Origin of the sequence: Promicromonospora sp. NFX87 (assembly GCF_048564965.1) — a bacterium.
GTDB lineage: Bacteria > Actinomycetota > Actinomycetes > Actinomycetales > Cellulomonadaceae > Promicromonospora.
On record NZ_CP183413.1, the window covers coordinates 3,431,718 to 3,457,482 of the forward strand.

Consider the following 25,765-nt stretch of genomic DNA (forward strand, 5'->3'; position numbering starts at 1 on the left):
TCACCGCTCGTCGTCGAGCGGTGGGGTACGTACCTCACGGACGGCCGGGCTTCATCACCCGGTCACTTCTGTCGAACGGTGCGGCTGACGAAAGGTACGGCGCGCACGATACGCCGCCGACCCGCCGGACGTCGACCATGGCTTCGGCCAGGGCTTCGGTCCGGCGGCGTCGGTCAGCGGCGCGAGTCAGTCGTCGGCACCCAGCTCCAGCGCGACGGTGACGTACGAGTGCGCGGGCACGTCGAGCTCGAGGCCGCGCGGGTGCCTGCGGATCTCCTCCAGCTTGCGCGGCGCCACCGCCTCGGGCTGCTCCGGCGTGTTGTGGCCGTGCAGCTCGGGCGCCGTCAGGATCTGCGCAGAGAAGCCGACGACGTCGCGGCCGCGCAGGTCGAGCACGACGGTCCGGGCCTGGGCCGCGTCGAGGTGGGACAGCGAGACGTGCGCCGTCGAACCCTTGGTGGACGCCGAGGCCGACAGGAGCTGCAGCTCCTTGCCGTCGACCGCCCGCGTGGCGCCGGGCGCGACGACGTGCGCGGCGAGCGACGTGGCGTCGTGGTGCGGGGCGTTCATCGCGAAGACGTGGTAGGTCGGGGTGAGCACGAGTGCGCCGGTGTCCGGGTCGGTGAGGATCATCGCCTGCAGCACGTTCACCGTCTGGGCGATGTTCGCCATGACCACCCGGTCCGCGTGCCGGTGGAACGCGTCGAAGTGGACGCTGGCGACCAGGGCGTCGCGCAGGGTGTTCTGCTGGTACAGGAACCCGGGGTTGGTGCCGGGCTCGACGTTCCACCAGGTACCCCACTCGTCGACCACGAGACCCACGCGCTTGTTGGGGTCGTAGCGGTCCATCACCGTGCTGTGCCGGGTGAGCAGCTCGTTCATGTGCCCCGCACGGGACAGCGCGAGGTACCACTCGTCCTCGGTGAAGGCGGTGGCGCTGCCCTTGTCCTCCCAGGAACCGGACATCGTGTAGTAGTGCAGCGAGATGCCCTGGAACGGCCCCGCCGGCCCGTCGGCCTTGTCGAGCGGGCCGAAGGACTTCATCAGCACCTCTGTCCAGTGGTAGTCGTCGTCCGAGGCGCCCGCCGCGATGCGGTACACGTCGTTGCCCGCGTGGTTGCGCACGTACGTCGAGTACTGCCGCGCCAGCGAGGCGAACTGCTCGACCCGCAGGTTGCCGCCGCAGCCCCACGCCTCGTTGCCCAGGCCGAAGAACGGCACCTTCCAGGGCTCGTCCCGGCCGTTCTGCCGGCGCAGCGCCGCCATCGGGGAGTCGTCGGCGCGGGTGAGGTACTCGATCCACTCGCTCATCTCCGCCACCGTGCCGGAGCCCACGTTGCCGCTGATGTACGCGTCCGCGCCGAGCAGCTCGCACAGCGCCATGAACTCGTGCGTCCCGAACGAGTTGTCCTCGACGACGTCCCCCCAGTGGGAGTTGACCATCCGCGGGCGTTCCGCACGCGGGCCGATACCGTCGCGCCAGTGGTAGTCGTCGGCGAAGCATCCGCCGGGCCAGCGCAGGTTCGGGATCTGGAGCGCGCGCAGGGCCTCGACGACGTCGAGGCGGATGCCGCCGGCGTTCGGGATCGGCGAGTCCTCCCCCACCCAGAACCCGCCGTAGATGCAGCGTCCGAGATGTTCGGCGAAGTGCCCGTAGACGTGCCGGCTGATCGTGGGCCCGGGCAGGTCGAGATCGATCACTACGCGGGCAGACTCGGTGGTCAGCTCAGTGGACAGCTCAGTGGGCATGCGAAAGGCCTTCCGGGTGCAGGGTTCGACCGAGGTATCGTTTCCTCAAGGGCGCAGAGGAGCCGCTTGCACAGCCGGAATTCACTGGTCCTCGTCGCTGCGGTAACGATTCCCTCGGCAGTTGCGGATGTCAAGAGGCGTCCTACGACCGAGACGGTGAGGAAGGTTCGTATGAGTACCGGCCAACGCACGGTGACCATCGGCGACGTGGCACGAGCCGCACAGGTCTCGACCACCACCGTGTCGAAGGTGATCAACGGGCTGCCCCGGGTCGCGCCGCGGACCCGCGAGCGCGTGCTGGAGGTGGTCGCCGAGCTCGGCTACCAGGCGAATCCCACCGCGCGGAACCTGCGGGCGGGCCGCACGGACGCCATCGGCCTGCTGGTGCCGGAGCTCGACCGGCCGTACTTCGGTCAGCTCGCGACCCGCCTCGCCGACGCCCTGGAGCCCACGGGCAGGCACCTCGTCGTCCAGCGCTCGGGCCTGAGCCGGGCCGACGAGCTGGCCGCCGCCTCGTTCGCCCGCCTCCGCATGTACGACGGCGTGATCATCACCGTCGTCGGGCTCAACCCTCCCGACCTGGAGCAGCTCAACTTCCGCACACCGGTGGTGCTCGTCGGCGAGCGCCCGCTCCCCCGGACGTTCGACCACGTGATGATGGACAACGTCGAGGGCGCCGCGGCCGCCACCGCACACCTGCTCGAACGGGGGTCCCGTCGCGTCGTGATGCTGGGCGGGCGACAGGGCACGACGGAGCAGGACATGCCGACGCTCCGCACGCTGGGCTACTACAAGGCGCACGCCCGCCTGGGTGTCCCGCTCGACGAGCGGCTCGTCGCACCGATCCGGCTGCTGGACATGGCGTCCGGCTACGCGGAGGTCCGCCGTCTCGCCGACGACGGCGTCGCGTTCGACGGCATCGTCGCCGCCACCGACGTCGTGGCCATCGGTGCGCTGCGTGCCCTCGGGGACCTGGGGCTCCGCGTGCCGGTGGACGTCCAGGTCGTCGGGTTCGACAACATCGACGAGACGGAGTTCACCACGCCACGGCTCACCTCTGTCGATCCCGGCAACGAGGAGATCGCCGCCACCGTCCTCCGGTTCCTGGAGTCCCGGATGGCCGCTCACTCGAGCGAGCGGCCCGGCGCGGCGTCCGAGCCGACCGCCGAGGTGACGATCCCCGCGCGGCTCGTGGTCAGGGAGTCGACGCGCCCCGCGTAGCGCTCCTGCGTGCCCGGCCGTCAGCAGGCACATCCCCGTGGCCCGTGCCGTCCTAGGGCTTGCGGCGCCTGGCCTCCTGGACCGCCTGGTAGCGGTCGAGGGCTACCGCACGTTCGTGCTTGTGGTCGACGACGGGCGACGGGTACCCGGCCGGCGGGCCGTCCGGCAGCGTCCAGGGCTTGTGGACCGCCTTGCCGGTCACACCCGCGAGCTCTCGGACATAGGTCCGCACGTAGTCGCCGTCCGGGTCGAACCGTTCGCCCTGCAGCACCGGGTTGAACACGCGGAAGAACGGTGCCGCGTCGGTGCCGGTGCCGGCCACCCACTGCCAGCCGTGCTGGTTGGAGGCGAGGTCGCCGTCGACGAGCAGTCGCATGAAGTGCCTGGCGCCCCACCACCACGGCAGGTGCAGGTCCTTGACGAGGAACGACGCGGTGATCATGCGCACGCGGTTGTGCATCCACCCCTCGGCCAGGAGCTGCCGCATCCCGGCGTCGACGACCGGAAACCCGGTACGCCCCTCCTGCCAGGCGGCGAACAGCCTGTCGGCGTCCGGCCCGCTGTCGGTCACCAGGGCGTCGAAGGCACGGTCGTAGTTACGACGGGCGGAGTCCGGGCGCTGGTCGAGGACGTCGGCATAGAAGTCGCGCCACGCGAGCTCGTTGCGGTACGACCGCGCCCCCGCCGACGTGCCGGCCGCGAGGTCGGCGAGCAGGGTGCGGGGGTGCACGCAGCCGTACTTCAGATAGACCGACATGCGCGAGGTGCCCGGCTGGTCGGGCCGGTCACGGCCGTCCGCGTACTCGTGGAGGTGGTCCCGCACGAACTCCCGCCAGCGCCGCCGCGCCGCCCGCTCACCGGGCTCGGGCAGGGTCGCGTCGACGTCCGGCGGGGTGGGCACCGCCGTCGCGCTCACCCCGACCGTCGCGGGATCGATCCAGGCCAGGGAGCCGGCGCCGGTGTCTGCCGGGGCTCGCCATCCGTGGTCGGCCCAGACCTTGCTGAACGGGGTGAACACGCGGTAACGGCCGCCGTCCCCCGACCGGACCCGGCCTGGCGCCACCGCATAGGGAGAACCGGTACGCACCAGCTCGCGGTCCTCCTCGGCCAGCGCACGCTCCACGGCACGGTCGCGGTCCTGGCCGTACGGTCCGAAGTCGGCGGCGATGTGGACGGTCCCGGCACCGATCGCGCGGGCTACCCGCGGGACGACGTCGACCGGGTCGCCCTCGACGACCAGGAGGCGGCCGCCCAGGCTCTGGTCGAGGTCCCGCAGGCAGCCGTAGAGGAACCACAGCCGGGCCTCTCCCGCGGGCTTGATCAGGTGCGGGTCGAGCACGAACAGGGCGAGGGCGGGTGTGCCCTCGCCCGCGGCGAGGAACGTGGGCTGGTCGGCCACGCGAAGGTCGCGGCGGAACCACACCAGTGCCGGGGACGTAGTCATCTCGCACCAACGTATCCGTGCCGGGTGCGCGCTGCCATCCGCGCCGCCGGGCCGAGCCCGGCCGCCGGCCGAGCGCGCTCGTGCGTGCGACAGGGCTCCGGGTGACACTGGAGGGCCACCGTCCCGAACCTCGCCGGAGGCACCCGTGCCACAGGTCACCGCCGAACTCGGCCTCGTGCCGGGCGACGTGGTGCGTGTCGCTGCAGCGGGCAGGTTCACGGGGTCCGACGTCGGGGTTCGGTCGTGACGCCTGATCTCGCGCCGACGGTCTCGGTGGTGATCCCGGTGCGCGACGACGCACGGGCGCTGGACACGTGCCTGTCCCTGCTCGCGCGCCAGACGGTGGCCCCGCTGGAGGTCGTCGTGGTCGACAACGGGTCGACCGACTCGTCCGCCGCGGTGGCGCACCGCTGGGGAGCCGTCGTCGTCGGCGAACCGCGCGTCGGGATCCCCGCCGCGGCGGCGACCGGCTACGACGTCGCGAAGGGCGAGGTCATCGCGCGGCTCGACGCCGACTCCCGGCCCGGCCCGCGGTGGGTGCAGACGGCGGTGGAACGGATGTCCGCCGACGTGGGTCTCGACGCGCTCACCGGGACCGGCAGCTTCTACGACGCGCCACGGGGCCTGCGGACCGCCGTGTCGGTCGCCTACCTGGGGTCGTACTACGCGCTCTGCCACCTCGCGCTCGGGCACACCGCCCTGTGGGGTTCGTGCATGGCGATGCGCTCCAGCACGTGGCGGGCCGTACGCCGGGACGTCGTGCGCGACGACTCGGAGGTGCACGACGACCTCGACCTGGCGTTCCGGCTCGGCCCCCGCCGACGCGTCCGGCTCGACCGTTCGTGGCGGGTAGGGGTGTCCGCGCGCAGCCTGCGCGGGCGGAGGCAGCGCCGTCGGCGGCTCGACCGCGCCTGGCGCACCCTGCGCGTCAACTGGCAGGTCCTGCCTCCGTGGGAGCGGTGGCGGCGCCGGCTCGCGCATCTTTCGCGGACAATACGGACAGGTTAAATTCACCCGCAGGTGGGTGTGTCGTCGGGTCCGCGTCGGGTAGCCGGGCCAGCATTCCCCCCGGTAGTCCCAACCGAGAGGGGAACAGCGTGTCCGAGAACCACAGCACCGTGTCCATCCAGAAGCACAGCGCCGTGTCCACGATGCTCAGGATGCTCGTCGTCCTGACCGCCATGGTCGGCTTCGTCGCCGGCGGCGTCACCGTCGCGCAGCCGGCCGACGCGAGCGTCTTCAACTCCTGCACGCACAGCGGCTGCGCGGAGGCGTACTCCTCGAACTCGATCTGGAGCTCCAAGGGCTACCCGAGCACGCGCGGCTGGGTCAGCTGGCCCAACGGCCAGTGCAACTACGCGGGCGGCGTGCACCGCAACAGCGAGGGCCAGCTCCCCGCCGGCCACTCGTACCTCGAGTTCGACGTGACGCCCCGTGCCTGCGGCGCCGCGCGCCAGTCCTACCGGCTGGTGCTGGACCGCACCACCGGCGTCGTCTACTTCTCCCCGAACCACTACGGCGACTTCTACCGGATGTGACCCGGTCCCGTGCGCTGCGTCCGGCCCTGCCAAGGGCTGGACGCAGCGCACGGACCCGGCCCAGAGCGGACGGATAGCCTCGGACCATGACTCGTGACCTCCCCGTGCTCGTCGTCGACGGAACGCGGTTCAGCGACCTCGACGGCTTCGCCCGCGAGTTCTCCCGCCTGCTGACCGGGTACACCTGGCGAGGAAACCTCGACGCCCTCAACGACGTGCTCCGCGGTGGCTACGGGACGCCGGACGGCGGCTGGACGCTGCGGTGGGTCGCCTCGGAGACCTCTCGGGAAGCACTCGGCCACGCCGAGACGGCGCGCCGCCTGGAGCGGCTCCTCCCCGCCGTCGACCCGTCGAACCGCGCAGCCTTCGAGGCGAGGCTCGATGCGGCGCGGCGCGGCGAGGGCCCGACGCTGTTCGACGAGATCGTCGACATCGTCCGCGAGCACGGGCCCGGCGGCTCGGAGGAAGCCGACGGGATCCTGCTCGAGCTGACCTGAGCTCCTAGAACCCCGAGTTGCCGCCCAGCCGGTCGAGCACGAACCCCATGTCGTTCAGCAGCCCGCCCGTTCCCGAACCCGACACCGTGGTGTTCGCGAACGTCGCGCTGCCCGTGGCGTGGGCCTCGATGCCGTAGGTCCCCGAGCCAGTGATTGCGACCCGGTCGAGGCTCACCTGCCGGATCGACTTCTGCCACGACACGAGGACGCCCGCGTAGGTGCTGTCCCGGATGGTCAGGTCGCGCACCACGATCGGCGCGTCGATGGCGTGCACGTCGGCGTAGATCCACAGCGCGCCGAGCTCGGCCGGCCAGTTGGGCTCGCGGCTGCCCGTCCGGGTGAGCGTGTTGCGCTGCACCGTCGTCGTACCGGTGAACGGCACCCCGAACCGGGTGCTGACCGCGATGCCCGCCGCCGCGTTGACGGTGTCGGCCACGAGGTTGTCCTCGACCCGGTTGCCGCCTCCGCCGCCGTAGACCGCCAGGCCGTTGGCCAGCGCGGGCGCCTGCACGGTGTTGAAGGAGAAGACGCTGCCGCTGACGGCCGCGCCGTCCGACCACATGGCCAGCGAGTCGTCGCCCGTGTTGCGGAACGTCGACTGGGTCACCTGGGTGTTGAGCACGCCCGAGCGCAGGTTCACGCCGTCGGCGTAGGTGTCGCGGACGCGTAGCCCGACGGCGAGCACGTCCCGCGACCCGGGGCGTACCCACAGCCCCACCTTGGTGTGCTGCATCCAGATGTTCTGCAGCAGCGTCTCGCCGGTGAAGTCGCCCTCGATCGCGGCCTGCCCGTTCTCGTCGTCGCGCACGGTGGCCGAGCCGAGGATCGCGACGTCGGCGATGGTGACGCCGCCGCCCGTCGCGTAGAACCCGCCTGCCCGGCCGGTGCCCACGACCACCGAGTGCCAGGGTCCCGCGCCGAAGATCGCGACGTCGGACACCTGGATCGCGGTGTTCACGTGGAAGGTGCCCGCGGGGATCCAGAGCGGCACGCCCGCGGACCGCGCCGCGGTCACCGCCGCCGTGAAGGCCGCCGTGTCGTCGCCGCCTCCCGACGTGGCGCCGTGGGAGGTGACCGACACTGCGCCGGCGGGCGCGGTGAGGGCCGGCGCGACCCGTTCGGCCTCGACGAGGTCGATGTCGATGTGCGCCACGGCGCCGGAGTCCTTCTGGAGCGTGATGACCGTCCCCGCCGGCTGCTCCGGGATCTCGAACCGTAGCTCGTCGTAGAACCGGTGGGCGCTGCCCAGCGCCGGATCGTTGTGGAACGGGTAGTCGCCGTACACCCAGCCGTGGGCCGAGCTCAGCGTGACGTCCTTGAGCTTGGTCCCGTTCGCGTAGACCGCCAGGGGCGACGTCTGGCCGGTCCCGGCCGCGTCGTCGGGGATCGAGTGACGCACGACGAGCCCGCTCGCGGGCGCGGTGAGCGTGACGCTCACCTTCTCGCCGACGGCGTCCAGCCGGACGGCGCTCCGGCCGCTCGACTCCGCCTGCACGGTCCCGTAGGTGCGCGACGGCGTCAGCGTGGTGCCGTTGGTCGTGCCCGCCTCGGCCTCGTACTGCGTGTACGGCGCGGTCGCACCGCGCTCGGCCACTCCGGTCTCGCCGGAGACGACGAGGCTGTCGATCAGCACGTCGTTCCCTGCGTTCGCGGCCCTCAGCCCCACGGTGTTGACGCCGGCACGGACCGGCACGCTCGCCGTGACCGTGCGCCAGCCGCTTCCGGACGAGAACGCCACCTGACCGGTGACGCGACCGTTGACCAGCAGGTCGAGCGTGCGGGCGCCGCCCGGCGTCGCGAAGGTGAACGTCGCGGTGGCCGTGCCCGTCGTGCCTGCCTGGACGGTACGGAGCACGCGTGCGCCCGTAGCGGTGAAGCCGCCGACGTAGCCCGAACCGGCGAAGCCGCCGGTCGAGGAGGCCACGGCGGCGCTGCCCGAGCGGTACGCGTTCTCGGCCTCGCCAGGTCCGGCGGGCTGACCGGGCACGTTCGCCGTGACGTCGAGCCTGTCGAGGTTCACGTTGCCGTTGTCGCCGGAGCCGTACGCGAGACGGAGGTCGTGGTTCCCCGCGCCGAGGGTCGCGGCGTGCGTGACGGTGGACCACGTGTCCCAGCTCGCGGTCGCGGGGAGCGACAGCTGCGCCAGCCGGGTGCCGCCGTCGTACAGGGACAGCGTCCTCGCGGAACCGGTCCCGTTCGCGTAGCGGAAGGTCAGGTCCTTCGCGCCCGTCGTGGTGACCTGCACCTTGAACGTGATCGACGCCGAACCGGCGTTGCCGTCGGTGAAGCCGCCCACGAACCCGGATCCGGAGTATCCGGTGTGGTCCGTCGCGACCGCCGCTCCGCCCGCGAGGGTGGCCGCCTCGGCCTGGAACGTCGGCCCGGGGCCGTAGTCGGCGCCGCTGCTGCCGCCGGAGTCCGTCACGTCCAGACCGTCCAGGTTGACGTTGCCGGAGTCCGCGCTGCCGAACCGGTAGGCCACCGAGTGGCTGCCCGCCGACAGCGTGACCACGGCGCTCTGGGCCGCCCAGGTGCTCCAGCCCGCCGTCGGCTGGAGGGTGACCTGCTGGGCGGAACCGTCCACCAGGAGCGTGAGGGTCTTGGCCGAGCCGGTGCCGTTGGCGTAGCGCAGGGCGAGCGTGTGCGGCCCGGACGACGAAGCCGTCACGGCGAACGTCGTCGTCGCGGCGCCCTTGTTGCCGTCGGTGTAGCCACCGACGAAGCCTGAGCCGGTGTAGCCGGCGTGCTCCGTGGCCATGACCGCACCGCCCGAGAGCGATGCCTGCTCGGCCTGGTAGCGGGTGGTCGCGGCGCCGGCCGGGACCGCGCCTGCGACGAGGGTGGTGCCGGCGACGGCGAGGGCCGCCAGCAGGGCCAGGCGTCTGCGCCAGGCCGGGAAAGCACGGGTTTCAGTCGAGGTTCTGCGCGGCATGAGATCTCCTTTGACCGGGATGCGCACCGTTCACCGCGGTACCGGGCCAGCCGGGACCATAGGTTTAGCGGTAAACTTCTGCAGACGGTACGGGGACGCCGCCCACCCGGTCAAGGGGCGGCCTACGATGGCGCGGGAGACGGACGCCGGCGGGAGAGGATCGAGTGACCGCACGACTCAGCGACATCGCTGCCGAGGCCGGCGTGAGCAGGATGACCGTCTCCAACGTCATGAACGGCAAGAGCGCCCGGGTGTCGCCCGCGACGGTCGAGCGCGTGCTCGCCATCGCCGCGCGGCTCGGGTACGTGGCCAACATCCCGGCGCGCAGCCTGGCGGCGAACAGCTCGCACATCGTCGCCGCGCTCGTGCCCGTGGGAGCGAACAACAGCCTGCTGGTCAGCCCCCACACGGTCGCGGTGGTCGGCGGCATGGAGACCCACCTGCGCCACCACGGCTACCACGTGCTGCTGCGCGGCATCGAGCACGAGGACCAGGTCGCGCAGACGATCAGCGGCTGGTCGCTCGACGGCGTCGTCCTGGTCGAGTTCAGTGACACGCAGATCGATCGCTTGCGGGTCCCGAGCGTCCCGCTGGTCGCCATCGACAGCTACTCGTCGAACCCGCGCACGACCGGCGTGCGCAGCGACGACCACGGCGGCGGGCGCCTCGCCGGCGCTCGTCTGGCCGAGGCGGGGCACCGGCACGTGCTGTTCGCCGGCCCGCCCTACCAGGGCATGGGCGTGGTCGGGCAGCGCTGGGACGGGTTCCGGTCCGCCTGCCTGGACGCGGGGATCGACGCACGCGACGTCGTGGCCGAAGAGGTGTTCACGACGTTCGAGGACGGCCGCCGCCTCGGACTGCGACTGCGTCGCGACCACCCGGACGTGACCGCCGTGTTCGCGACCGCCGACCACCTGGCGGTGGGCATCATGGCGGGCATCGCGGAGGCGGGCGGCTCGGTGCCCGGCGACGTCTCCGTGATCGGCTTCGACGACCTCGACTTCGCCGCCTACACCACCCCGGGTCTGACGACGATCGCGCAGGACATGGCCGCGAAGGTGGCCGAGGCCTCGCGCATCATCCTCGACGAGATCGAGCACGGCCGCGGACCGGGCGCCCCCGTCTCCCTCGACGTCCGCCTCGTCGAACGCGGTTCGGTGGCACCACCCGGCGGGTGACGAGGCGTCACGTCAGGTGGTCGAAGTCGCCCCGGGCCCACGCCGCGTGGCGCTCCGCCGAGCGCAGCACGACGTCGCGCGCGTCGACGGGGATCACGCCCCGGAAGTTGTTGTAGAGCCTGTCGAACTCGAACCGCCTGACGTGGTGCGCGATCCGCAGCACCACCGCACCCGAGAGCGGGATGCGGTTCGGGTAGCTGCGCATGAACGAGACAGACGTGCGGTCCGGGTTGGCGAAGATCGTGTCGCCGCCCAGGAGCACACCCTTCCCCGAGGCCCCGGCCGCCCAGTGCGCGACCGTGGACCCCGGGAAGTGCCCGCCGGGCTGGGTCAGCGTCACGCCGGGCAGGACCTCCCGGTCGTCCTTCCAGAGCTCGACGGCGTCGTCGGTCCGGGCGAGCCAGCCGGCGTCGGGCTCGCTCACCAGGATCGGGACGCCGCCCAGCCGGCGGCTCCACTCGACCTGCACGCCGTACATGTGCGGGTGGCTCGCCACGATGTACGCCAGCCCGCCCATGCCCTCGACCGCGGCGACCGCCGCGTCGTCGAGGTAGGCCGGGACGTCGAACATCAGGTTGCCGCCGCTGGTCCGGACGATCTTCGCGGTGGGCCCGATACCGACGTCGGGCATGGTGGTGAGGCCGTACAGGTCGGGCTCGAGCTCCTCGACGGCGATGCTCTGCCCCTCGGCGGCGAGCTCGTCGAGGGTGGTCCAGTGCTGCCCGTCGGCAGGCACCAGCTCGCGCTCGTCGGCGCAGACGGCACACACGGCGGGCCGGTTCTCGTGCTCGACGCCGCACCTGGCGCAGATCCAGAACGTCACGCGACAGCTCCCCCTCGCGCGCTACAGCGGGCGGCCGCCGGTCACGCCGATGCGGTCGCCGGTGATGTAGCTCGACTCCTGGGACGCGAAGAACACGTACGCCGGCGCCAGCTCGGCAGGCTGGCCGGGGCGGCCCAGCGGCGTGTCGGCGCCGAACTGCTCCACCTTCTCCTCCGGCATCGTGGCCGGGATCAGGGGGCGTCCAGATCGGCCCCGGCGCCACCGCGTTGACGCGGATGCCTTCCGGCGCGAGCTGCTGCGCCAGCCCCTTCGTGAAGTTGAGGATCGCCGCCTTCGTCGTGGCGTAGTCGAGCAGCTGAGGGCTCGGCTCGTACGCCTGGATGGACGTCGTGTTGATGATCGACCCGCCCTTCGGCAGGTGGTCCAGCGCGGCCTTGGTGATCCAGAACAGTGCGTAGACGTTGGTCCTCAGCACCCGGTCGAGCTGGTCCGTCGTGATACCGCGCAGCCCCTCGTCCTGGGACATCTGGTACGCGGCGTTGTTCACCAGGATGTCGAGGCCCCCGAGCCCGTCGACCGCGTCGGCGACGAGCCGGCGGCAGAACTCCTCGTCCCGGATGTCGCCCGGCAGCAGCACCGCCTTGCGGCCCGCGTCCTCGACCCAGTGGGCGGTCGTCCGGGCGTCCGGCTCCTCCTCGGGCAGGTAGGAGATCGCGACGTCGGCGCCCTCGCGCGCGAACGCGATCGCCACCGCCCGCCCGATGCCGGAGTCGCCGCCCGTGATCAGCGCCCGCTTGCCGTCGAGCCGGCCGGATCCGCGATACGTGGACTCTCCGTGGTCCGGCTCCTGCGACATGTCCCCCGTACGACCGGGCGGCTGCAGGTCGTCCGCCGGCTGTTCCGGCCGCGGGTGCTGGGTGGTCGGGTCCTGTGGCGTGGTCTGGTCCGACATGTGTCACTCCCCTGTCGACTTCGCGCGGAGCGTCCAGCATGCAAGGAGCTGCGTCCACTCGCACCAGAACCGGTGGTGCGCGCCGGTCTGACACCGGTGCGGGCCACCGGTGCGTCCGGCGGCTGGCCTGCTCCTCTACGGGGTCCGTATAGTCCCGGGCGATGAGCGACGACGAATGGGACCGGATCATCCGATCGGTGAAGGATGACGAGAACGGCCCGTGGACGTGCCCGGAGTGCGACGAGTACACGGTCAACGCCGGTCAGCGGTTCGGACCCGGCCGGGTAGTGGTCGAGCACACGCTGATGTGCTTCTCCTGCGGTGCGGAGGTCGTCGCACCGGCCTGACCAGGACGATCGCTCACCGGTTCGCGGCGACGGCAACCCACTCGGGCGCGAGGACCGACCAGACCTGCTTGTCGTAGCGCACGCCCTGGTACGGCCATGCCTCGCGGCGCACCCCCTCGAGCGTCATGCCGAGCCGCTTGGCCACTGCCGCGCTGCGGTCGTTGTCGGCCCGGCAGAGCCATTCGGCGCGGTGCAGGCCGCGGACGGTCAGTGCCCAGTCGACCAGCACGGCGGACGCCGCCGTGACCAGCCCGTGGCCCTCGGCCGACGGCTCGAGCCAGCAGCCGATCTCGCACACGCCGGAGGCGGCGTCGAAGGCGGTGAACATGACCCCGCCGACCAGTGTCCTGTCGCGCCAGATGCCGAACAGGCGGGCGCCGTCGGCCGCCGCTCGTTCGGCGTACCGCGCGAGCGTGGCGCGCGCGCCGTCGACGTCGTCCGTGACGAAGGTGGGGCCTACCCAGGGACGGATGTGCTCGCGGGCCCGGTCGAGGTGCTCGGCGAACTCGTCGGCGTGCCAGACCTCCAGCGGTGCGAGCTGCGCCCCGTCGGACAACGACAGCGTGAACATGCGGTCTCCATTCACATAACGGTTGTTACGGCAATGTACCGTGGCCGCATGCCACGTTCCAAGGGAGATCACGAGGCCCGCCGGCACGACGTCTCGGCGGCCGTGTGGCAGGTCATGGCCACCCGCGGCTTCGCGGGCCTGACCCTGCGCGCCGTCGCCGCCGAGCTGGGCGCCACCACCGGCCTGCTGACGCACTACTTCCCCACCAAGCAGGCCCTGGTGGCGTACGCCCTCGACCTGCTCGAGGAGCGCACCCTCTCGCGGCCCCGTCGGCAGGCGGGCGAGGGTCTGGCCGCCCTCAGGGACGCCGTCCTGGACATCCTGCCGCTGACCCCCGAGGCCACGGACAGCAACCGCATCTGGGTCTCGTCCTGGGACAACGCCCTCGCGGACCCGGCCCTCAGCGCCCACTACGCCCGCATGTACGCCAAGGGACGGGACCGGATGCTCCAGCGGGTGATCGCCGCCCAGGAGGCCGGCGAGCTGCCCTCGGGCGAGCCCGCCGACCTCGCGGCCGGGGCGCAGGCGTTCGCCCTCGGACTTGTGGTCCAGGCCCTGTTCGACCCGGCGGCGTTCCCGCCCGCGCGGCAGACCGAGCTCCTGGACAAGTACCTGGCGGGGCTCACCTCGACGTAGGCCAGAAGTCGGGCATGAGTGCTCCGCGCCAAGAAAGCCGCCCGGACAGCGCGCCCGAAAGGATCACGCGCTCGTCCAGATGTCCTCCAGGAAGCGGCGCACCTGGGCGATCTGCTCTCGATCTTCGGGTGCCTGTCCCATGAACATGCCGTGCTGTGCGCCCTCCCAGACGTGGAGCTCCGCGCGGACTCCGGCGCGGAGAAGCTTGCGGTGAAGTCGCACGGTGTCCGACAGCAGGAAGTCGCGTGTCCCCGCGGTCAGGATCGTCGGGGGGAAGTCCTCCGTGAAGGTCCCGAACAGCGGTGAGATATAGGGCTCGGTCAGTTCGTGCCCGTCCCGGTACAGCTCGAGCATGTTCTCGAAGCGGCCCGGAAGGGCGAAAGCGTTTGTGGTCCAGGTGTCACCGGCCAGGGTGAAGTCCACGCAAGGAGAGATGAGGGCTGCGCCGGCGGGGAGGGGCAGGCCTTCGTCGCGCGCCCGCAGGAGGAGCGCTGCCGTGAGATTGGCTCCCCCGGACTGCCCGCCGATCGCAATATTCTCTGGCTTGTGCGTTCGCAGGAGATGGCGATACACCGCGATGCAGTCGTCGAGGCCGGCTGGATAGGGGTTCTGGGGAAGTTGCCGGTAGTCCATTCCCCAGGTGCGTACTCCGATGTTCGCGGCGATGAGCTGCGTGGAACGGCGGGCGGTGGCGCCGCCGCCGTAGGTGAAACCGCCACCGTGAATGTAGAGAAGGACTCGGTCGTCATCGCTGCCGATGTCCTCCGGCTCGGCAATGTAGAACCTTGCCCCGTCGACCTCGGCCGGCTCGACCGTCGCGACGACGTCTGTCGCGACGGCCCCGGTCGTCGCCAGTGCCAGTGCTTCCACCGTCGCCGGGTCGTCGGAGGCGGCCGCCTCGCCGAGAGCGCGCCAACCCTCGACGTCGTCGGGCGCGGGGTCAGGTTGCTGAGGAAGCTGTGCTGCAAAGGCCAGGACGCCTTGCGCCTCCGGGCTGATGGTGGTGGGAACAGGGAAGTCGGTCATGTCTGGTCTCTTTCGGTCTGAGAGTGGGCGCGCTGTCCGAGCCAGTACAGGCTCGGCTTGGGAGTGCGCACGAAGGTGGTCCGGTCGACGGCGACGAGGCCGAACGTGGGTCCCCAGTGGCCCCACTCGTAGTTGTCGAGGATGCTCCAGTGCAGGTATCCGCGGACGTCGATACCGTCGCCGACAGCCGCTGCGAGCCCGGCGAGGGCCTCCTCCGTGTAGGCGATGCGGCGGGCGTCGTCCGCCGTCGCGATCCCGTTCTCCGTCACGAGGACGGGCACGTTCGCCACCTCCGCGGCGTGGCGCACGGCCATGCCGAGGGCATCAGGTCGATAGGCCGCGCCGGTGAGCGAGTTGTCCGGGTGCGGAGGGTGGGCGACGAGGCCGTTCTCGTCGACGGACTGGGACGAGTAGGACTGGACCCCGAGAAAGTCGTCCTCGCGGGACGCCTCGAGGTAGAGGTCTTCCCAGTCGTAGCGCACGGCGGTGAGCTTGTCCTCGTTGCCGGGCGTGGCGGTGAGGGCCAGAGAGGCGACACTCCAGCCGACCTTCGCACCGGTCCCTTCGCGGAGCGTGTCACGCACGGCGCGGTGCAGCGCGACGAACCGCCGCCCGATCTCTGGGTCCGGGTCCGGAAGTCTCGCGGCCCGCCCGGCGTTCGTCTCGCCTTCGACCGTGGGGCTGACCCAGTCTCCGGCGTCTCCGGCGTCGAACAGCTGCTGCGCCTTGAGCATCATCGAGAGCATGTTGGGCTCGTTGAAGGTGATGACCCACTCGACGTCGGTGAGGATGGGGATGACCGTGTCGATGTAGGCGCGCCACCGCTCGAACGCCGTGTCGCCGGTCCAGCCTCCTTCCTCGGCGAACCAGAGCGGGATCGTGAAGTGGTTCAGCGTGATCACCGGCGTGAGGCCGAGCTCGAAGGCGGTGTCGATCATGCGCCGGTAGTGGGCGAGCTCTGCCCGGGAGACGTAGCCGGCTCGCGGCTCGATCCGGGCCCACTCGATGCCGAAGCGGTACGTGTCCAACCCGGCGTCCGCGAGCAGCTGCATGTCCTCGCGGTAGCGGTGGTAGCTGTCGACGGCGTCGCCGCTGGGCTCCATGCCGGGCATGGTGGCCTCGTTCTTCCACCAGTCGCTGGCGAGGTTGTTGCCCTCGATCTGGTGGGGTGCGGAGGAGGCACCCCAGAGGAATCCCGGTCGGAAGGTGGGCATGTGCTTCTCCTGCGTGCTCATCGGGCGTGGGCCGGGGTGACGGTGAGGACCGCGTCGAGTGCGGTCGTGGATGAGGGACCGATACCGACGTCGACCGTGGTCGCGTCCTGCGTCTCGGAGCGCGTGGCGGCGCTCCAGTACCGCAGCTGTTCGGGACCGACAGGGAAGGAGACGGTGCGCTGTTCACCGGGGCCGAGCGTGAGGCGCTGGAAGCCCTTGAGCTCGCGGACCGGGCGGGAGGACGCGCCGTGTCGCTGGTGGACGTACAGCTGGGCGACCTCGTCAGCGGTGCGGTCCGAGGTGTTGCGGATGTCGACGGAGACCACAGCGGTGTCGCCGACGCTCATCGTGTCGCGGTCGACGCGGAGGCCGGAGTACTCGAACTCCGCGTAGGAGAGGCCGTGCCCGAACGGGAACAGCGGAGTGCTCTCCTCCTCGAAATAACGGATCGACTGCTCCTGGGGTTCAAAGGTGCGCAGGTGAGAGTAGATGAGCGGTACCTGCCCGACGTGGCGTGGCCACGTGAACGGCAGACGCCCGGCCGGCGAGGTCTCCCCGAGCAGGACCGCGGCGACGGCGTCACCGCCTCGGGTGCCGGGGTACCAGGCCTGCAGGATCGCGGAGACGTGCTCGCTCGACCGACGCAGGTCGAGGGGACGGCCGGAGACGACGACCAGGACGACGGGGGTGCCGGTGGCCGTGATCCGTTCGAGCTGCTCCTGCTGACGGCCGGGGAGGTTCAACGTCGAGGTGGAGGCCTTCTCCCCCGCCTGGTTCTGCCGTTGGCCCACGACGACCACGGCGATGTCGGCCGCGACGGCCGCGGCGACCGCGCGTTCGATCTCGCCGTCGTCGTCCCAGTCGTCCGGGGTGGAGACGATGGTCGGGTCAGCTCGATCGAAAGCTGAAGGGAACTTCCGCTCAAGGATTCCCGCTCCGGGCGCGTACACGACTGCGTCGTCTCCGAGGCGGGAGCGGAGACCGTCGAGGATCGTCACGGTCTCCGCGGTGTCGTGGTCGAAGACCCACGGGCCGAGCAGGTCTCGCCGGCTGTCGGCGAGCTGCCCGACGACCGCGACGGTGCCCAGGTGCTCCGCGGACAGCGGGAGAGCACGATCGGCGTTCTTGAGGAGAACGAAGGACTGTTCCGCGGCGGTCTGGGCGACCTCGCGGTGTTCGATCGCGTCGAGCACATCGTTGACCGTGGAAGCGTCGGCGTAGGGCCGCTCGAACAAGCCGAGGCGGAACTTGGCCTCGAGCACTCGGCGAACAGCGGTGTCGAGGACGCTCTCGTCGACGATTCCCTCGGCGACAGCGCTGGGGAGCCGGGAGAAGGCGGCGTCCGATATGGCCATCTCCATGTCGAGCCCGGCCTCAAGGGCGCGAACCGCGGCGTCCGTCGGGTCCTTCGCGAAGTGCTGCGTCTCCAGAGAACGCACGGCGTTCGCGTCGGACACGACGAACCCCTCGAAGCCCATCTCGTCACGAAGAATCTCGGTCAGCAGCCACTGATTCGCGGAGGCGGGGACGCCATTGAGGTCCATGTAGGCGCTCATGACGTTCGCGGCACCGGCGTCGACCGCCGCACGGAACGGGGGCAGGTACACGTTGCGCAGCTCGGAGTCGGAGACCTCGGCGTCGTCGTAGTCGCGCCCGCCGCGGGCGGCTCCGTATCCGGCGAGGTGCTTGGGGCCGGCGAGGAGACGGTCGTGCCCGAGGTCTCCCTGGAAGCCGCGGACCTGGGCCGCCGCGACGGCCGCGCCGAGCACCGGGTCCTCTCCGGCGCCCTCGACGATACGTCCCCAGCGGGGGTCGCGGGCGATGTCGATCATGGGGGCGAACGTCCAGTGGATGCCCACGGCTCGCGCTTCACGGGCTGCCACCGTCTGTGCCTGCTCGATGAGGTCCGGGTTCCAGCTCGCGGCGAGGGCGATGGGGGCAGGGAGGACGGTGCGGAAGCCGTGGATGACATCGAAGCCGAACAAGAGCGGGATCCCGAGACGGGTCTCCTCGACGGCGATCCTCTGGAGCCGGGTGGTCAGGTTCACGTCGGTGACGAAAAGGACGGATCCGACCTTCCCCTGTTCCAGGGCAGCTTCGACTGCCGCGGGCTGCTCGAGGAAGGCACGGTGCTCCGGGGGAAGAGCGTCGATGTCGAGGCCCGCGGGCAGCTCGGCAGTCCCGAAATGGAAGTACTGGGTGAGCTGCCCCGCTTTCTCTTCGAGGGTCATCCGCGCGAGAAGGTCGTCGACCCGGGCGGAGACGGGAGCCTCGGCATCTCGGTAGGGCGGCGTCGTCATGCGATTGTCCTGACGTTCGGAAGCCGGTGCGGCGGGTGGGGTGCTGGTCATGCTTGCTCCTTCGTGCCGAGCGCCGACGCCGCCCTGTGGTCGCGTGACTGGTCGCGTGACTGGTCGCTCAGCGCTTCGACGGTTGTGGTCGCGACACCGTGCCGGTCGGACGTGGCGTGCAGGGTGATGGTGCCGGGCTCTCCGGTGGCGCGGACGACGGCCAGCGCGCGACCTCGGTAGGTGTGGTGCTCGTCGTCGACGAAGCTCTCCCGCGTGGAGGGCGCCGCACTGGCGAGGGCGACCAGCTCAGCAGGGCCGGAGACACCGATGCGGACCTGGTCATGGGCGAGGACGTCGACGATGCCCTCTTCGTCGGCCAGCTCAGCCCAGACGAAGCACAGGTCGTCCGGTCCCGAGACCTGGTCGGTCTCGGGTCGGAGCGAAAGGCGCGGCGGTCCTGCGCTGCGGAGCGAGCTGCGCCCGATCTCCTGACCGTCGCGGTAGGCGATCGCGGTCAGCTCCCCCTTCTCGTAGGGCGTGCTGTACCGGGTGAGAAAACCCGTGGCAGCGCCGCATCGGCGGCGGCCGAGAGAGCGACCGTTCAGCTGCAGCTCGACGTGGTCCCCGCTGGAATACACCTCGATCTGCGCCCGCCCCGTTTCTTCACCCCAGGACCAGGTGGGGAGCGCGTCGGAGGCGAGCCACGGCGTCCTGTTCGGACGCTGCCCGGTTCGGTCGAGGGGGCGAACCGCGATGCCTGGCCGGTCGGAGAGCCCCCAGACGGCCTGCGTGAGGTAGACGGCTGCTCCGGGCCGGCCGGTGATGTCGAAGATTCCGCACCCGGCGAGGATCCCCGGGTACGGCTTGGCAATGCCGCCCGGTTCGTCGCCGTAGCTCCAGTACCCGAGCCCCACCTCGCCGAGGTAGTCCCACCCGGTCCAGCTGAAGTCGCCGATCACCCCGGGAATGGAGGTCACGCGCTTCCAGATGGCGGGAAGATCGCCGACCATCGATTCGGTGCCCAGGATGACTCGACCGGGGTGGCGTCGGCGGGCACCTGCGTAGCTGGCGTAGCCGTAGTTGTAGCCGGCGACGTCGACGACATCGAAGACGTCCCTGGTCGCGCGTTCAGCAGCGGGGAGCGTTGATGCGAGCACCATGAGCCGGCCCATCTTCGCCGCTGCCTGGTTGGCCGCCGTGCTCGTCGCGGGCTTGCGTTCGGGCGGCCCGTCCTCGCCTGAGGACGGCTTCGCGCGCACGGCCATCATCGCCAGCAGCGGGTTGACGGCGATGGTGGTCGGGCGTGTCCTGTCCAGCCGACGGAAGTGATCCTGGATCTGTCTCGCGACGTCGACTCCGGCAGGGGTCGCCGACTCGGCGATCTCGTTGCCGATCGAGTACATGATCACGGAGGGCCGGTTGCGGTCCTTCGCGATCATCGAGGCGACGTCGTCGCGCCACTGCTCGTGGAAGTGCGGAGACTCGTCGTGGGGCGTCTTCTTGCGGAACCAGATGTCACTGAGCTCGTCCAGCACGTAGAGCCCCAGCTCGTCGCAGGCGTCGAGGAAGGCGCGCGAGAGCGGGTTGTGCGCGCTGCGGACCGCGTTGAAGCCTGCCTCCTTCAGCAGGCGTGCGCGGCGTCTCTCCGCGGAGGCGAAGGTCGCCGCACCGAGCGGCCCGTTGTCGTGGTGCACCGCGGTACCCCGCAGCAGCACGGCCTGACCGTTGATCAGGAGACCCCGTCGGGCATCGACCTCGACCGTCCGGAGTCCCGTGCGAAGGGACCGCTCGTCCAGGATCCCGTGCTCGGTCTCGAGACGGACGTCCAGGTCGTAGAGGTGTGGATGTTCGGCGGACCACGGTCGAGGTGACGGCACCAGCAGCTCGAGATCGACGACACCGCCGTTCGCCGTCGACGACGTCGCGCCGGCGACGACGCGACCATGGTCGCGGAGCTCCACCTCGACACGGGAGGCGTGCGCCAGGTCGCCCTCGGTCGATACGGACACCTCGACCTCGGCCTGGCCGGCACCCAACGTGCGGGTCCGCACGCGGACGCCGTCGGGCGCGATACGTGTCGGCGGAGCGCTGTCCAGCCACACCGGGCGGTAGATTCCCGAGCCCGTGTACCAGCGGCTCTTCGGGGTGCGGGAGTTGTCCACGGCGACCTCGATGTGTACCTCCACTCCCGGAACGAGTCCTGGAAGCGGAACGGTGAGCTCCCGGTACGGGCTCTCGCTGCGGGCGACCTCCGTCCCGTCGACGGTGACGACCGTGCTGCCGTAGACGCCCTCGAAGACGAGGGAGTACGCGCGTTCGTCCACGTCGACGGGCGGGGTCCAGTGCTTGCTGTAGCGGTAGGACCCACCGGGAAAGAAGCCTCCGTGGTTCCCGGTGCCCCCGTCCTGCGATCTCGTCTCCGAGATCATCGCGTCGTGCGGCAGTCTGACGACGCTTCCGAGAGGGTCGCCGTCGCGGAAGAACGTCCATCCGGCGGTGAACAAGGTGGTGGTCATGGTGGTGCTCCAGGTCGGTCGTGCGGCGTGGGCGAGGAAGCGGATCAGCGCACGCTCTTGACCTTCCACTGCACGATGATTCCGGCGACGATCGTCAGCCCGGCGGCGACGAGCAGGAGCAGGCCATAGTTCTTCTCGCCCCCGCTGACCCCGATGAGGACCAGAGGGACTGCGAGCAGCGGGGCGACGGCTTGAGCGATCGAGGTGGAGTAGCCGTTGATGCCGAGGAAGCGGCCCGCGTTGACGTCCTTCTCCGGCAGCACCATGAGCACGAGCGCCTGGTCGACGGACGAGAAGACACCGAGCGCGAGTCCGGAGAGGCAGGAACCGAGGAGCAGGACGACGAAGTCGCTGCCACCGAAGGCGAGGGTGATCGATCCCGCCGTGTAGGCGATGCCCGACCAGAGGACGAAGACCCGGAGGCGCTTGAGCTTGTCGGAGAGGAACCCTCCCAGGAGAGCCCCGACGCCGGTCACGGCGATGCTGATCGTCGAGAACACGATGATGACGTTTCCGATGTCAGCGACCTGGCCGCTCGCGGTCAGGCGAGACGCGAAGAACAGGGAGCTGAACGTCGTGGCGAAGGTGACACCGGTCATGAACAGCAGCCGAGCCAGCCAATTCCAGGCGAAGTCCGGGTAGCGGCGCGGGTTGAAGACGAAGCTGCTGAGCAGCTTGCCGGCATTCAGGTTGTCCTCGAAGACCGCGTCCCTGGAATCGCGCTCCTTGACGAAGAGCACCCACGCCATCATGCCCACCAGGCCGACCGCGCCGGGAACGAGGAAGACCAGGTAGTTGTCGCCGATGAACGCGCTGGCCAGCGCGATACCCGCGACCGGAGCGACCATCTGGATGAACCCGGACATGCCGGCGACGCGGCCGTACTGGGATTCTGGCAAGCGGTCCGCCTGTGACTGGATCAGCGAGTTCATGCTGCCGCTCCAGCCGACCGACGTGATGATCCAGCCGACGAGCAGGGTCGGCACGTCGGGCGCCTGGGCGATCACGACAAGGCCGGCGAAACCGAGAAGAGCCGTGCCGAAGGCAAAAGGACGCCGTCGGCCGAAACGCGAACGCGTCCGATCGCTCCAGAGGCCGGCCAACGGGCCGACGACCGTCGTCACGATCGCCCCGATGCCGATGACGAACCCCAGCACCTCGACGTTCGACGGGGCCAGCTCCTGGATGCGGAGAGAGAGGGTCAGGCCGATCGGCGCGACCAGCGCGGCGTACGCGCCGAACATCCCGAGGAGCATGAACACGACGTACCGGGGCGGCATCGGGGTCCGCACCGTGCCGGTCGGTGGGTTCTCGGCCTGCGGATCTGCGGCGAGGGCTTCCTGAGCGGGGGCGCCTGGCACAGGCGGCGCGAGGGGGCTGTCCGACATCATGACTCCTTTGTCGTCCGGCTCGGGTCGCCGGACCGTGATGTGATCACCACGCTCGTTAACACGTGATAATCAGGGAGTAGATCATGTCAGTTATCACGTGTCAATTCTGTGTCGTAGGATGAGTAGATGGCCGTCACCAGTGCAGATGTCGCCCGGCGCGCAGGCCTCTCGCGCGCTACGGTCAGCCAGATCCTCAACGGCCACGACCACCGCTTTACCGCCGATACCGCTCAACGAGTGCGTCAAGCGGCCCGCGAGCTCGACTACGAGCCGTCTGCTGCTGGGCGGATGCTGCGGAGAGGATCCAGCGATTTCATCGTCGCGCTCATCCCCGACACCACGTACGGCAGCAACCTGCAGGACATCTTCGACCCCCTCACCGAGAGTCTCGCCGAGAACGGCCTGAGCCTCGTGCTGCACTTCTCGATGGGATCACCGGGCTCGTTGGACCGGATCCTCAGCGGGATCAAGCCTCGAGCCGTGCTCTCCCTCCGGCCCTTCAGCCCCGAGGAGCGCCAGATCCTCACGGAGAGGGAAGTTCCGGGCTTCGACACGACGACCGACACCGACTTCGACGGCGACATCGGAGCGCTCCAGGCGCAGCACCTCATCGCTCGCGGATTCCAGCGGCTCGCCTTCGTCCACCTGCACGATCGTCGATCCGACCCCTATGGTCCGGGGAGGGAACGAGGGGTCGTGAACGCCTGCGCCGCCGCGGGACTGCCGTCGCCCCGCGTCCTGTGGATCGCGATCGACCGGTCGTCGGCCGACGAGGCCCTTGCGACCCTCGAGCCGGGGACCGGAATCGTCTGCTACAACGACGACGTCGCCATCGCGCTGATGACGGCGGTCGAGAGGCGTGGATGGCGCATCCCCGCCGACATCGGCCTGATCGGGATGGATGACACGCCTCTGGCGCACGTGATGAATCCGCCGCTCACGACGGTCGGTTATGACCTCGCAGCGGCGGCTCGCCTGGCCACCAACGCCGCCCTGCGCGCCATCGGGCAGAACACCGACCTTCCGTCACCCGACCTCGGCCTGCGGATCATCGACGGCAGCTCCTGCTGACCCGCTGGGGCTAGTCGCCTACCAGGTCGCGGAGAGCGGTGTCCGATGCAGCCTGCGCGGCACGGTCATAGGTGGAGCTGAACGCCACGATCTCCTCCGCCCCGGTGGCTTCCACCAGCTTGTCGAGATGGCTCCGCACGGTGGCAGGAGACCCGATGGCGCCTTGCGCGAGCTGGGCCTCGACCCGCTCGCGCAGCTGGTTGGTCCACGGCTGGGCACGGATCGCCGCGACCGGCTCCAGCGGGCCGAACTCCCCCGTCTGCCGGGACCGGGCCATCGCCCACGCCTCCGGGAGGGCCAAGTCGCGCGCCTCGGCGTCCGTGTCCGCCACGAGGACGTCGAGCGAGACGGTGACCGCCGGTTCCGGCGCCCGGGGCGAGGGCCGGAACTCGCTCCGGTACGCCGCGAGCGCGTCGCGCAGCGAGGGGCTGCCGAGCACGGGTCCGCCGATGACCACCGGCAGCCCGAGCCTGGCGGCGACCGCGAGGCCGCGCCCGGTGGCGAGCACGAAGACCGGGATCGTCCGCTCGGCGACAGGCCTCGCCGTGATCGCCGCGGCGCCGTCGAGATGGTCGCGCAGCTCCTCGATGTCCTCGGTGAAGGTGTCCGGGGCGTCCAGGCCGTGCCGCAGCGCGCGGCGTACGGGCGCCGTGAAGCCGAGGGTGCGCCCGACCCCGAGATCCACCCGGTCCGGGTAGAGGGCGTCCAGCATCAGGAACTGCTCGGCCACGACCAGCGGCTGGTGGTGCGGCAGCATCACGCCACCCGAACCGATCCTGATCGTGGTGGTGCGGGCGCCCAGCGCACCGAGCAGGACCGGTGGCGACGCCGAGGCGATCCCCGGCACGGCGTGGTGCTCGGCGACCCAGAAGCGGTGGTAGCCGAGCCGTTCCGCCGACACGGCCCGCTCGATCGTGTGGGTCAGCGCGGCGCCGTCGGAGTAGCCCGCACGGGTGCGGGAACGGTCGAGCAGGGAGATCCTCACACGCAGCCCAACCGCGAGAGCACCCGAGCACTTCCCGCGAGAGGTCCAGCACCTGACGAGCCCGGCGACGGCCGGGTACTCGTCGTGAACCTACACTCGGCCGGGTGGTCGCTCCTGCTGCACGTCGAGTCCCCGCAGTCGTCACCGGGCTCCTGCTCCTCGGCGCGACCGTCGCCGTCGCGACCGGTGCTCTGCCGTGGGGCGACGTCCGGTCGTTGATCGAGCGGGTGGCACCCGTGCTCGCCTTCGTCGTCGGCATCACCGTCGTGGCCGAGCTCGCGAGCGACGCCGGAGTCTTCACGGCGCTCGCCGAACGGCTCGCCGCCTGGGGACGCGGACGGGTCTGGGTCCTCTGGGTCCTCGTCATCGTGCTCGCCGTGGTGTGTACCGCTTTCCTCTCGCTCGACACGACCGCCGTCCTCGTGACGCCGGTCGTCGTGGTGCTGGCCATCCATGTCGGCGTCTCACCCATCCCGTTCGCCCTCGCGACGGTATGGCTGGCGAACACGGCCTCCCTGTTCCTCCCGGTGTCGAACCTGACCAACCTGCTCGCGGCACGCTCGTTCGGGGGCGGGCCCGTGCAGTTCCTCGGTGCGGTCTGGGCGCCTGCGGTCGTGGGCGTCGTCGTCAGCGTCGTCATCCTGTCGTTCGTCTACCGGGCGCTGCTCGTCGGCCGCTACCACGCGCCCGCGCCGACGCCGGTCAGGGACCGGCCGCTGCTCGTGTACTGCGCGATCGTCGTGGTGCTCCTGCTGCCCATGCTCGTGTCGGGCATCGAGGTGGCGTGGGTCGCCGGCGTCGCGGCCGTGCTTCTGCTCGTGGCGTTCGCGGTGCGCCGGCGCGAGTCGCTCAAGGTGTCGCTCGTGCCGTGGCAGGCGCTCGGCATAGCCCTGGCGCTGTTCGTGCTGGTCGAGACCGCGCACGCGCACGGCCTCGAAGACGTGCTCGCGGCGGTCTCGGGCTCAGGAGACGACCCGCTCAGCCTGCTCCACCTCTCCGCCGTGGCGGCGCTGAGCGCGAACGGCATCAACAACCTGCCCGCCTACCTGGTGCTGGAACCTCAGGCCGACAGCCCGCTACGACTGGTCGCGCTGCTCATCGGCGTGAACCTCGGCCCTCTCGTGTCGCCATGGGCCTCTCTCGCGACGCTGCTCTGGCACCAACGGCTCACGGCCCTCGGCATCACCATCTCGTGGCTCCGCTTCGCGGCACTCGGACTGGTGGCCGTCGCAGTGACGGTTCCGCTCGCCACGTTGGCGCTCGCCCTCGCGCACTGACGCCGTCCCCCGGCTTGTGAATCGTTTAGGTCGTTGACGGAGAAAACCGCCCCTCGCGACGATGTCCGGGCGCGTCGCACCGGGGCGACGGCGTGCCACGGCCCGACGTCGTCTCCCCGACCGCTCCAGCGCTGAAGAGGTCCTC

At 70.7% G+C, this 25,765-nt stretch carries 20 protein-coding genes and 1 pseudogene; 9 read left to right on the forward strand and 12 right to left on the reverse strand.

Going from position 1 to position 25,765, the window contains the following annotated elements; translation table 11 throughout:
* Positions 1-186: 186 nt before the first annotated feature.
* Positions 187-1,749 carry an alpha-N-arabinofuranosidase gene (locus tag ACNYC2_RS15500; RefSeq protein ID WP_419702656.1) on the reverse strand — a complete coding sequence of 521 codons (1,563 nt, stop codon included), beginning with the start codon at positions 1,747-1,749 and terminating at the stop codon, positions 187-189.
* Between the two features lie 171 nt (positions 1,750-1,920).
* Between ACNYC2_RS15500 and ACNYC2_RS15505 the strand changes: the two genes are divergently transcribed.
* Entirely contained in the window at positions 1,921-2,970 is a 1,050-nt protein-coding gene (locus ACNYC2_RS15505) for a LacI family DNA-binding transcriptional regulator (RefSeq protein WP_419702657.1), read from the forward strand.
* A 52-nt stretch (positions 2,971-3,022) separates the two neighbouring features.
* On the opposite strand, the gene ACNYC2_RS15510 is transcribed toward ACNYC2_RS15505, so the two are convergent.
* Positions 3,023-4,414 carry a cryptochrome/photolyase family protein gene (locus tag ACNYC2_RS15510; RefSeq protein ID WP_419702658.1) on the reverse strand — a complete coding sequence of 464 codons (1,392 nt, stop codon included), beginning with the start codon at positions 4,412-4,414 and terminating at the stop codon, positions 3,023-3,025.
* Between the two features lie 243 nt (positions 4,415-4,657).
* Here ACNYC2_RS15510 and ACNYC2_RS15515 point away from each other — a divergent pair, with 243 nt between their 5' ends.
* From ACNYC2_RS15515 to ACNYC2_RS15525, 3 genes are all read left to right on the forward strand, one after another.
* Positions 4,658-5,422, forward strand: coding sequence for a glycosyltransferase family 2 protein (locus ACNYC2_RS15515; RefSeq protein ID WP_419702659.1), 765 nt, complete (start codon positions 4,658-4,660; stop codon positions 5,420-5,422).
* 89 nt (positions 5,423-5,511) lie between these two features.
* Positions 5,512-5,952, forward strand: coding sequence for a ribonuclease domain-containing protein (locus ACNYC2_RS15520; RefSeq protein WP_419702660.1), 441 nt, complete (start codon positions 5,512-5,514; stop codon positions 5,950-5,952).
* A gap of 86 nt (positions 5,953-6,038) precedes the next feature.
* Positions 6,039-6,449, forward strand: a complete 411-nt coding sequence (locus ACNYC2_RS15525; protein WP_419702661.1) for a barstar family protein — start codon at positions 6,039-6,041, stop codon at positions 6,447-6,449.
* 4 nt (positions 6,450-6,453) lie between these two features.
* Here the strand turns inward: ACNYC2_RS15525 and ACNYC2_RS15530 are convergent, their stop codons facing one another.
* On the reverse strand, positions 6,454-9,381 hold the full coding sequence (locus ACNYC2_RS15530; protein WP_419702662.1) for a CBM35 domain-containing protein: 2,928 nt from the start codon (positions 9,379-9,381) through the stop codon (positions 6,454-6,456).
* A 164-nt stretch (positions 9,382-9,545) separates the two neighbouring features.
* On the opposite strand from ACNYC2_RS15530, the gene ACNYC2_RS15535 reads away from it, so the two are divergent.
* Positions 9,546-10,559: a LacI family DNA-binding transcriptional regulator gene (locus ACNYC2_RS15535; protein WP_419702663.1), complete on the forward strand. Its 1,014-nt coding sequence runs from the start codon at positions 9,546-9,548 to the stop codon at positions 10,557-10,559.
* Positions 10,560-10,566: 7 nt separating this feature from the next.
* Here ACNYC2_RS15535 and ACNYC2_RS15540 read toward each other — a convergent pair whose 3' ends face one another.
* On the reverse strand, positions 10,567-11,382 hold the full coding sequence (locus ACNYC2_RS15540) for a hydrolase (RefSeq protein WP_419702664.1): 816 nt from the start codon (positions 11,380-11,382) through the stop codon (positions 10,567-10,569).
* Between the two features lie 21 nt (positions 11,383-11,403).
* A pseudogene (locus ACNYC2_RS15545) lies at positions 11,404-12,295 on the reverse strand (SDR family oxidoreductase).
* A gap of 161 nt (positions 12,296-12,456) precedes the next feature.
* Here ACNYC2_RS15545 and ACNYC2_RS15550 point away from each other — a divergent pair.
* Positions 12,457-12,642: a hypothetical protein gene (locus tag ACNYC2_RS15550; RefSeq protein ID WP_419702665.1), complete on the forward strand. Its 186-nt coding sequence runs from the start codon at positions 12,457-12,459 to the stop codon at positions 12,640-12,642.
* A gap of 13 nt (positions 12,643-12,655) precedes the next feature.
* On the opposite strand, the gene ACNYC2_RS15555 is transcribed toward ACNYC2_RS15550, so the two are convergent.
* On the reverse strand, positions 12,656-13,213 hold the full coding sequence (locus ACNYC2_RS15555) for a GNAT family N-acetyltransferase (protein WP_419702666.1): 558 nt from the start codon (positions 13,211-13,213) through the stop codon (positions 12,656-12,658).
* A gap of 48 nt (positions 13,214-13,261) precedes the next feature.
* Between ACNYC2_RS15555 and ACNYC2_RS15560 the strand changes: the two genes are divergently transcribed.
* The gene (locus tag ACNYC2_RS15560) at positions 13,262-13,849 is read left to right on the forward strand and encodes a TetR/AcrR family transcriptional regulator (RefSeq protein ID WP_419702667.1); all 588 of its coding nucleotides are present in this window, start codon (positions 13,262-13,264) and stop codon (positions 13,847-13,849) included.
* Between the two features lie 63 nt (positions 13,850-13,912).
* Here ACNYC2_RS15560 and ACNYC2_RS15565 read toward each other — a convergent pair whose 3' ends face one another.
* From ACNYC2_RS15565 to ACNYC2_RS15585, 5 genes are read right to left on the reverse strand one after another with little or no spacing between them, the layout of a single operon-like run.
* Positions 13,913-14,875 (reverse strand): alpha/beta hydrolase, encoded by a 963-nt coding sequence (locus ACNYC2_RS15565; RefSeq protein WP_419702668.1) that lies wholly within the window; start codon positions 14,873-14,875, stop codon positions 13,913-13,915.
* The gene (locus tag ACNYC2_RS15570; protein WP_419702669.1) at positions 14,872-16,089 is read right to left on the reverse strand and encodes a family 1 glycosylhydrolase; all 1,218 of its coding nucleotides are present in this window, start codon (positions 16,087-16,089) and stop codon (positions 14,872-14,874) included. Before ACNYC2_RS15570 ends, ACNYC2_RS15565 begins: the two co-directional genes overlap by 4 nt.
* A 17-nt stretch (positions 16,090-16,106) precedes the next feature.
* On the reverse strand, positions 16,107-18,440 hold the full coding sequence (locus ACNYC2_RS15575; protein WP_419702670.1) for a glycoside hydrolase family 3 N-terminal domain-containing protein: 2,334 nt from the start codon (positions 18,438-18,440) through the stop codon (positions 16,107-16,109).
* Positions 18,437-20,896 carry a glycoside hydrolase family 2 TIM barrel-domain containing protein gene (locus ACNYC2_RS15580; RefSeq protein ID WP_419702671.1) on the reverse strand — a complete coding sequence of 820 codons (2,460 nt, stop codon included), beginning with the start codon at positions 20,894-20,896 and terminating at the stop codon, positions 18,437-18,439. Before ACNYC2_RS15580 ends, ACNYC2_RS15575 begins: the two co-directional genes overlap by 4 nt.
* 44 nt (positions 20,897-20,940) lie before the next feature.
* Positions 20,941-22,287, reverse strand: coding sequence for an MFS transporter (locus tag ACNYC2_RS15585; protein WP_419702672.1), 1,347 nt, complete (start codon positions 22,285-22,287; stop codon positions 20,941-20,943).
* Between the two features lie 126 nt (positions 22,288-22,413).
* Between ACNYC2_RS15585 and ACNYC2_RS15590 the strand changes: the two genes are divergently transcribed.
* Positions 22,414-23,358, forward strand: a complete 945-nt coding sequence (locus ACNYC2_RS15590; RefSeq protein ID WP_419702673.1) for a LacI family DNA-binding transcriptional regulator — start codon at positions 22,414-22,416, stop codon at positions 23,356-23,358.
* Between the two features lie 10 nt (positions 23,359-23,368).
* Here ACNYC2_RS15590 and ACNYC2_RS15595 read toward each other — a convergent pair whose 3' ends face one another.
* Complete coding sequence (locus ACNYC2_RS15595) at positions 23,369-24,343, reverse strand: LLM class flavin-dependent oxidoreductase (protein ID WP_419702674.1); 975 nt, start codon at positions 24,341-24,343, stop codon at positions 23,369-23,371.
* Between the two features lie 104 nt (positions 24,344-24,447).
* Between ACNYC2_RS15595 and ACNYC2_RS15600 the strand changes: the two genes are divergently transcribed.
* Positions 24,448-25,620, forward strand: coding sequence for an SLC13 family permease (locus ACNYC2_RS15600; RefSeq protein ID WP_419702675.1), 1,173 nt, complete (start codon positions 24,448-24,450; stop codon positions 25,618-25,620).
* Positions 25,621-25,765: the final 145 nt, after the last annotated feature.

What these genes read in the sequence shown, in the direction of transcription:
- ACNYC2_RS15500 (WP_419702656.1), bottom strand. Translation starts at nt 1,749, where the DNA reads ATGCCCACTGAGCTGTCCACTGAGCTGACCACCGAGTCTGCCCGCGTA.
- ACNYC2_RS15505 (WP_419702657.1), top strand. Translation starts at nt 1,921, where the DNA reads ATGAGTACCGGCCAACGCACGGTGACCATCGGCGACGTGGCACGAGCC.
- ACNYC2_RS15510 (WP_419702658.1), bottom strand. Translation starts at nt 4,414, where the DNA reads ATGACTACGTCCCCGGCACTGGTGTGGTTCCGCCGCGACCTTCGCGTG.
- ACNYC2_RS15525 (WP_419702661.1), top strand. Translation starts at nt 6,039, where the DNA reads ATGACTCGTGACCTCCCCGTGCTCGTCGTCGACGGAACGCGGTTCAGC.
- ACNYC2_RS15530 (WP_419702662.1), bottom strand. Translation starts at nt 9,381, where the DNA reads ATGCCGCGCAGAACCTCGACTGAAACCCGTGCTTTCCCGGCCTGGCGC.
- ACNYC2_RS15550 (WP_419702665.1), top strand. Translation starts at nt 12,457, where the DNA reads ATGAGCGACGACGAATGGGACCGGATCATCCGATCGGTGAAGGATGAC.
- ACNYC2_RS15555 (WP_419702666.1), bottom strand. Translation starts at nt 13,213, where the DNA reads ATGTTCACGCTGTCGTTGTCCGACGGGGCGCAGCTCGCACCGCTGGAG.
- ACNYC2_RS15560 (WP_419702667.1), top strand. Translation starts at nt 13,262, where the DNA reads ATGCCACGTTCCAAGGGAGATCACGAGGCCCGCCGGCACGACGTCTCG.
- ACNYC2_RS15565 (WP_419702668.1), bottom strand. Translation starts at nt 14,875, where the DNA reads ATGACCGACTTCCCTGTTCCCACCACCATCAGCCCGGAGGCGCAAGGC.
- ACNYC2_RS15570 (WP_419702669.1), bottom strand. Translation starts at nt 16,089, where the DNA reads ATGCCCACCTTCCGACCGGGATTCCTCTGGGGTGCCTCCTCCGCACCC.
- ACNYC2_RS15575 (WP_419702670.1), bottom strand. Translation starts at nt 18,440, where the DNA reads ATGACCAGCACCCCACCCGCCGCACCGGCTTCCGAACGTCAGGACAAT.
- ACNYC2_RS15580 (WP_419702671.1), bottom strand. Translation starts at nt 20,896, where the DNA reads ATGACCACCACCTTGTTCACCGCCGGATGGACGTTCTTCCGCGACGGC.
- ACNYC2_RS15585 (WP_419702672.1), bottom strand. Translation starts at nt 22,287, where the DNA reads ATGATGTCGGACAGCCCCCTCGCGCCGCCTGTGCCAGGCGCCCCCGCT.
- ACNYC2_RS15590 (WP_419702673.1), top strand. Translation starts at nt 22,414, where the DNA reads ATGGCCGTCACCAGTGCAGATGTCGCCCGGCGCGCAGGCCTCTCGCGC.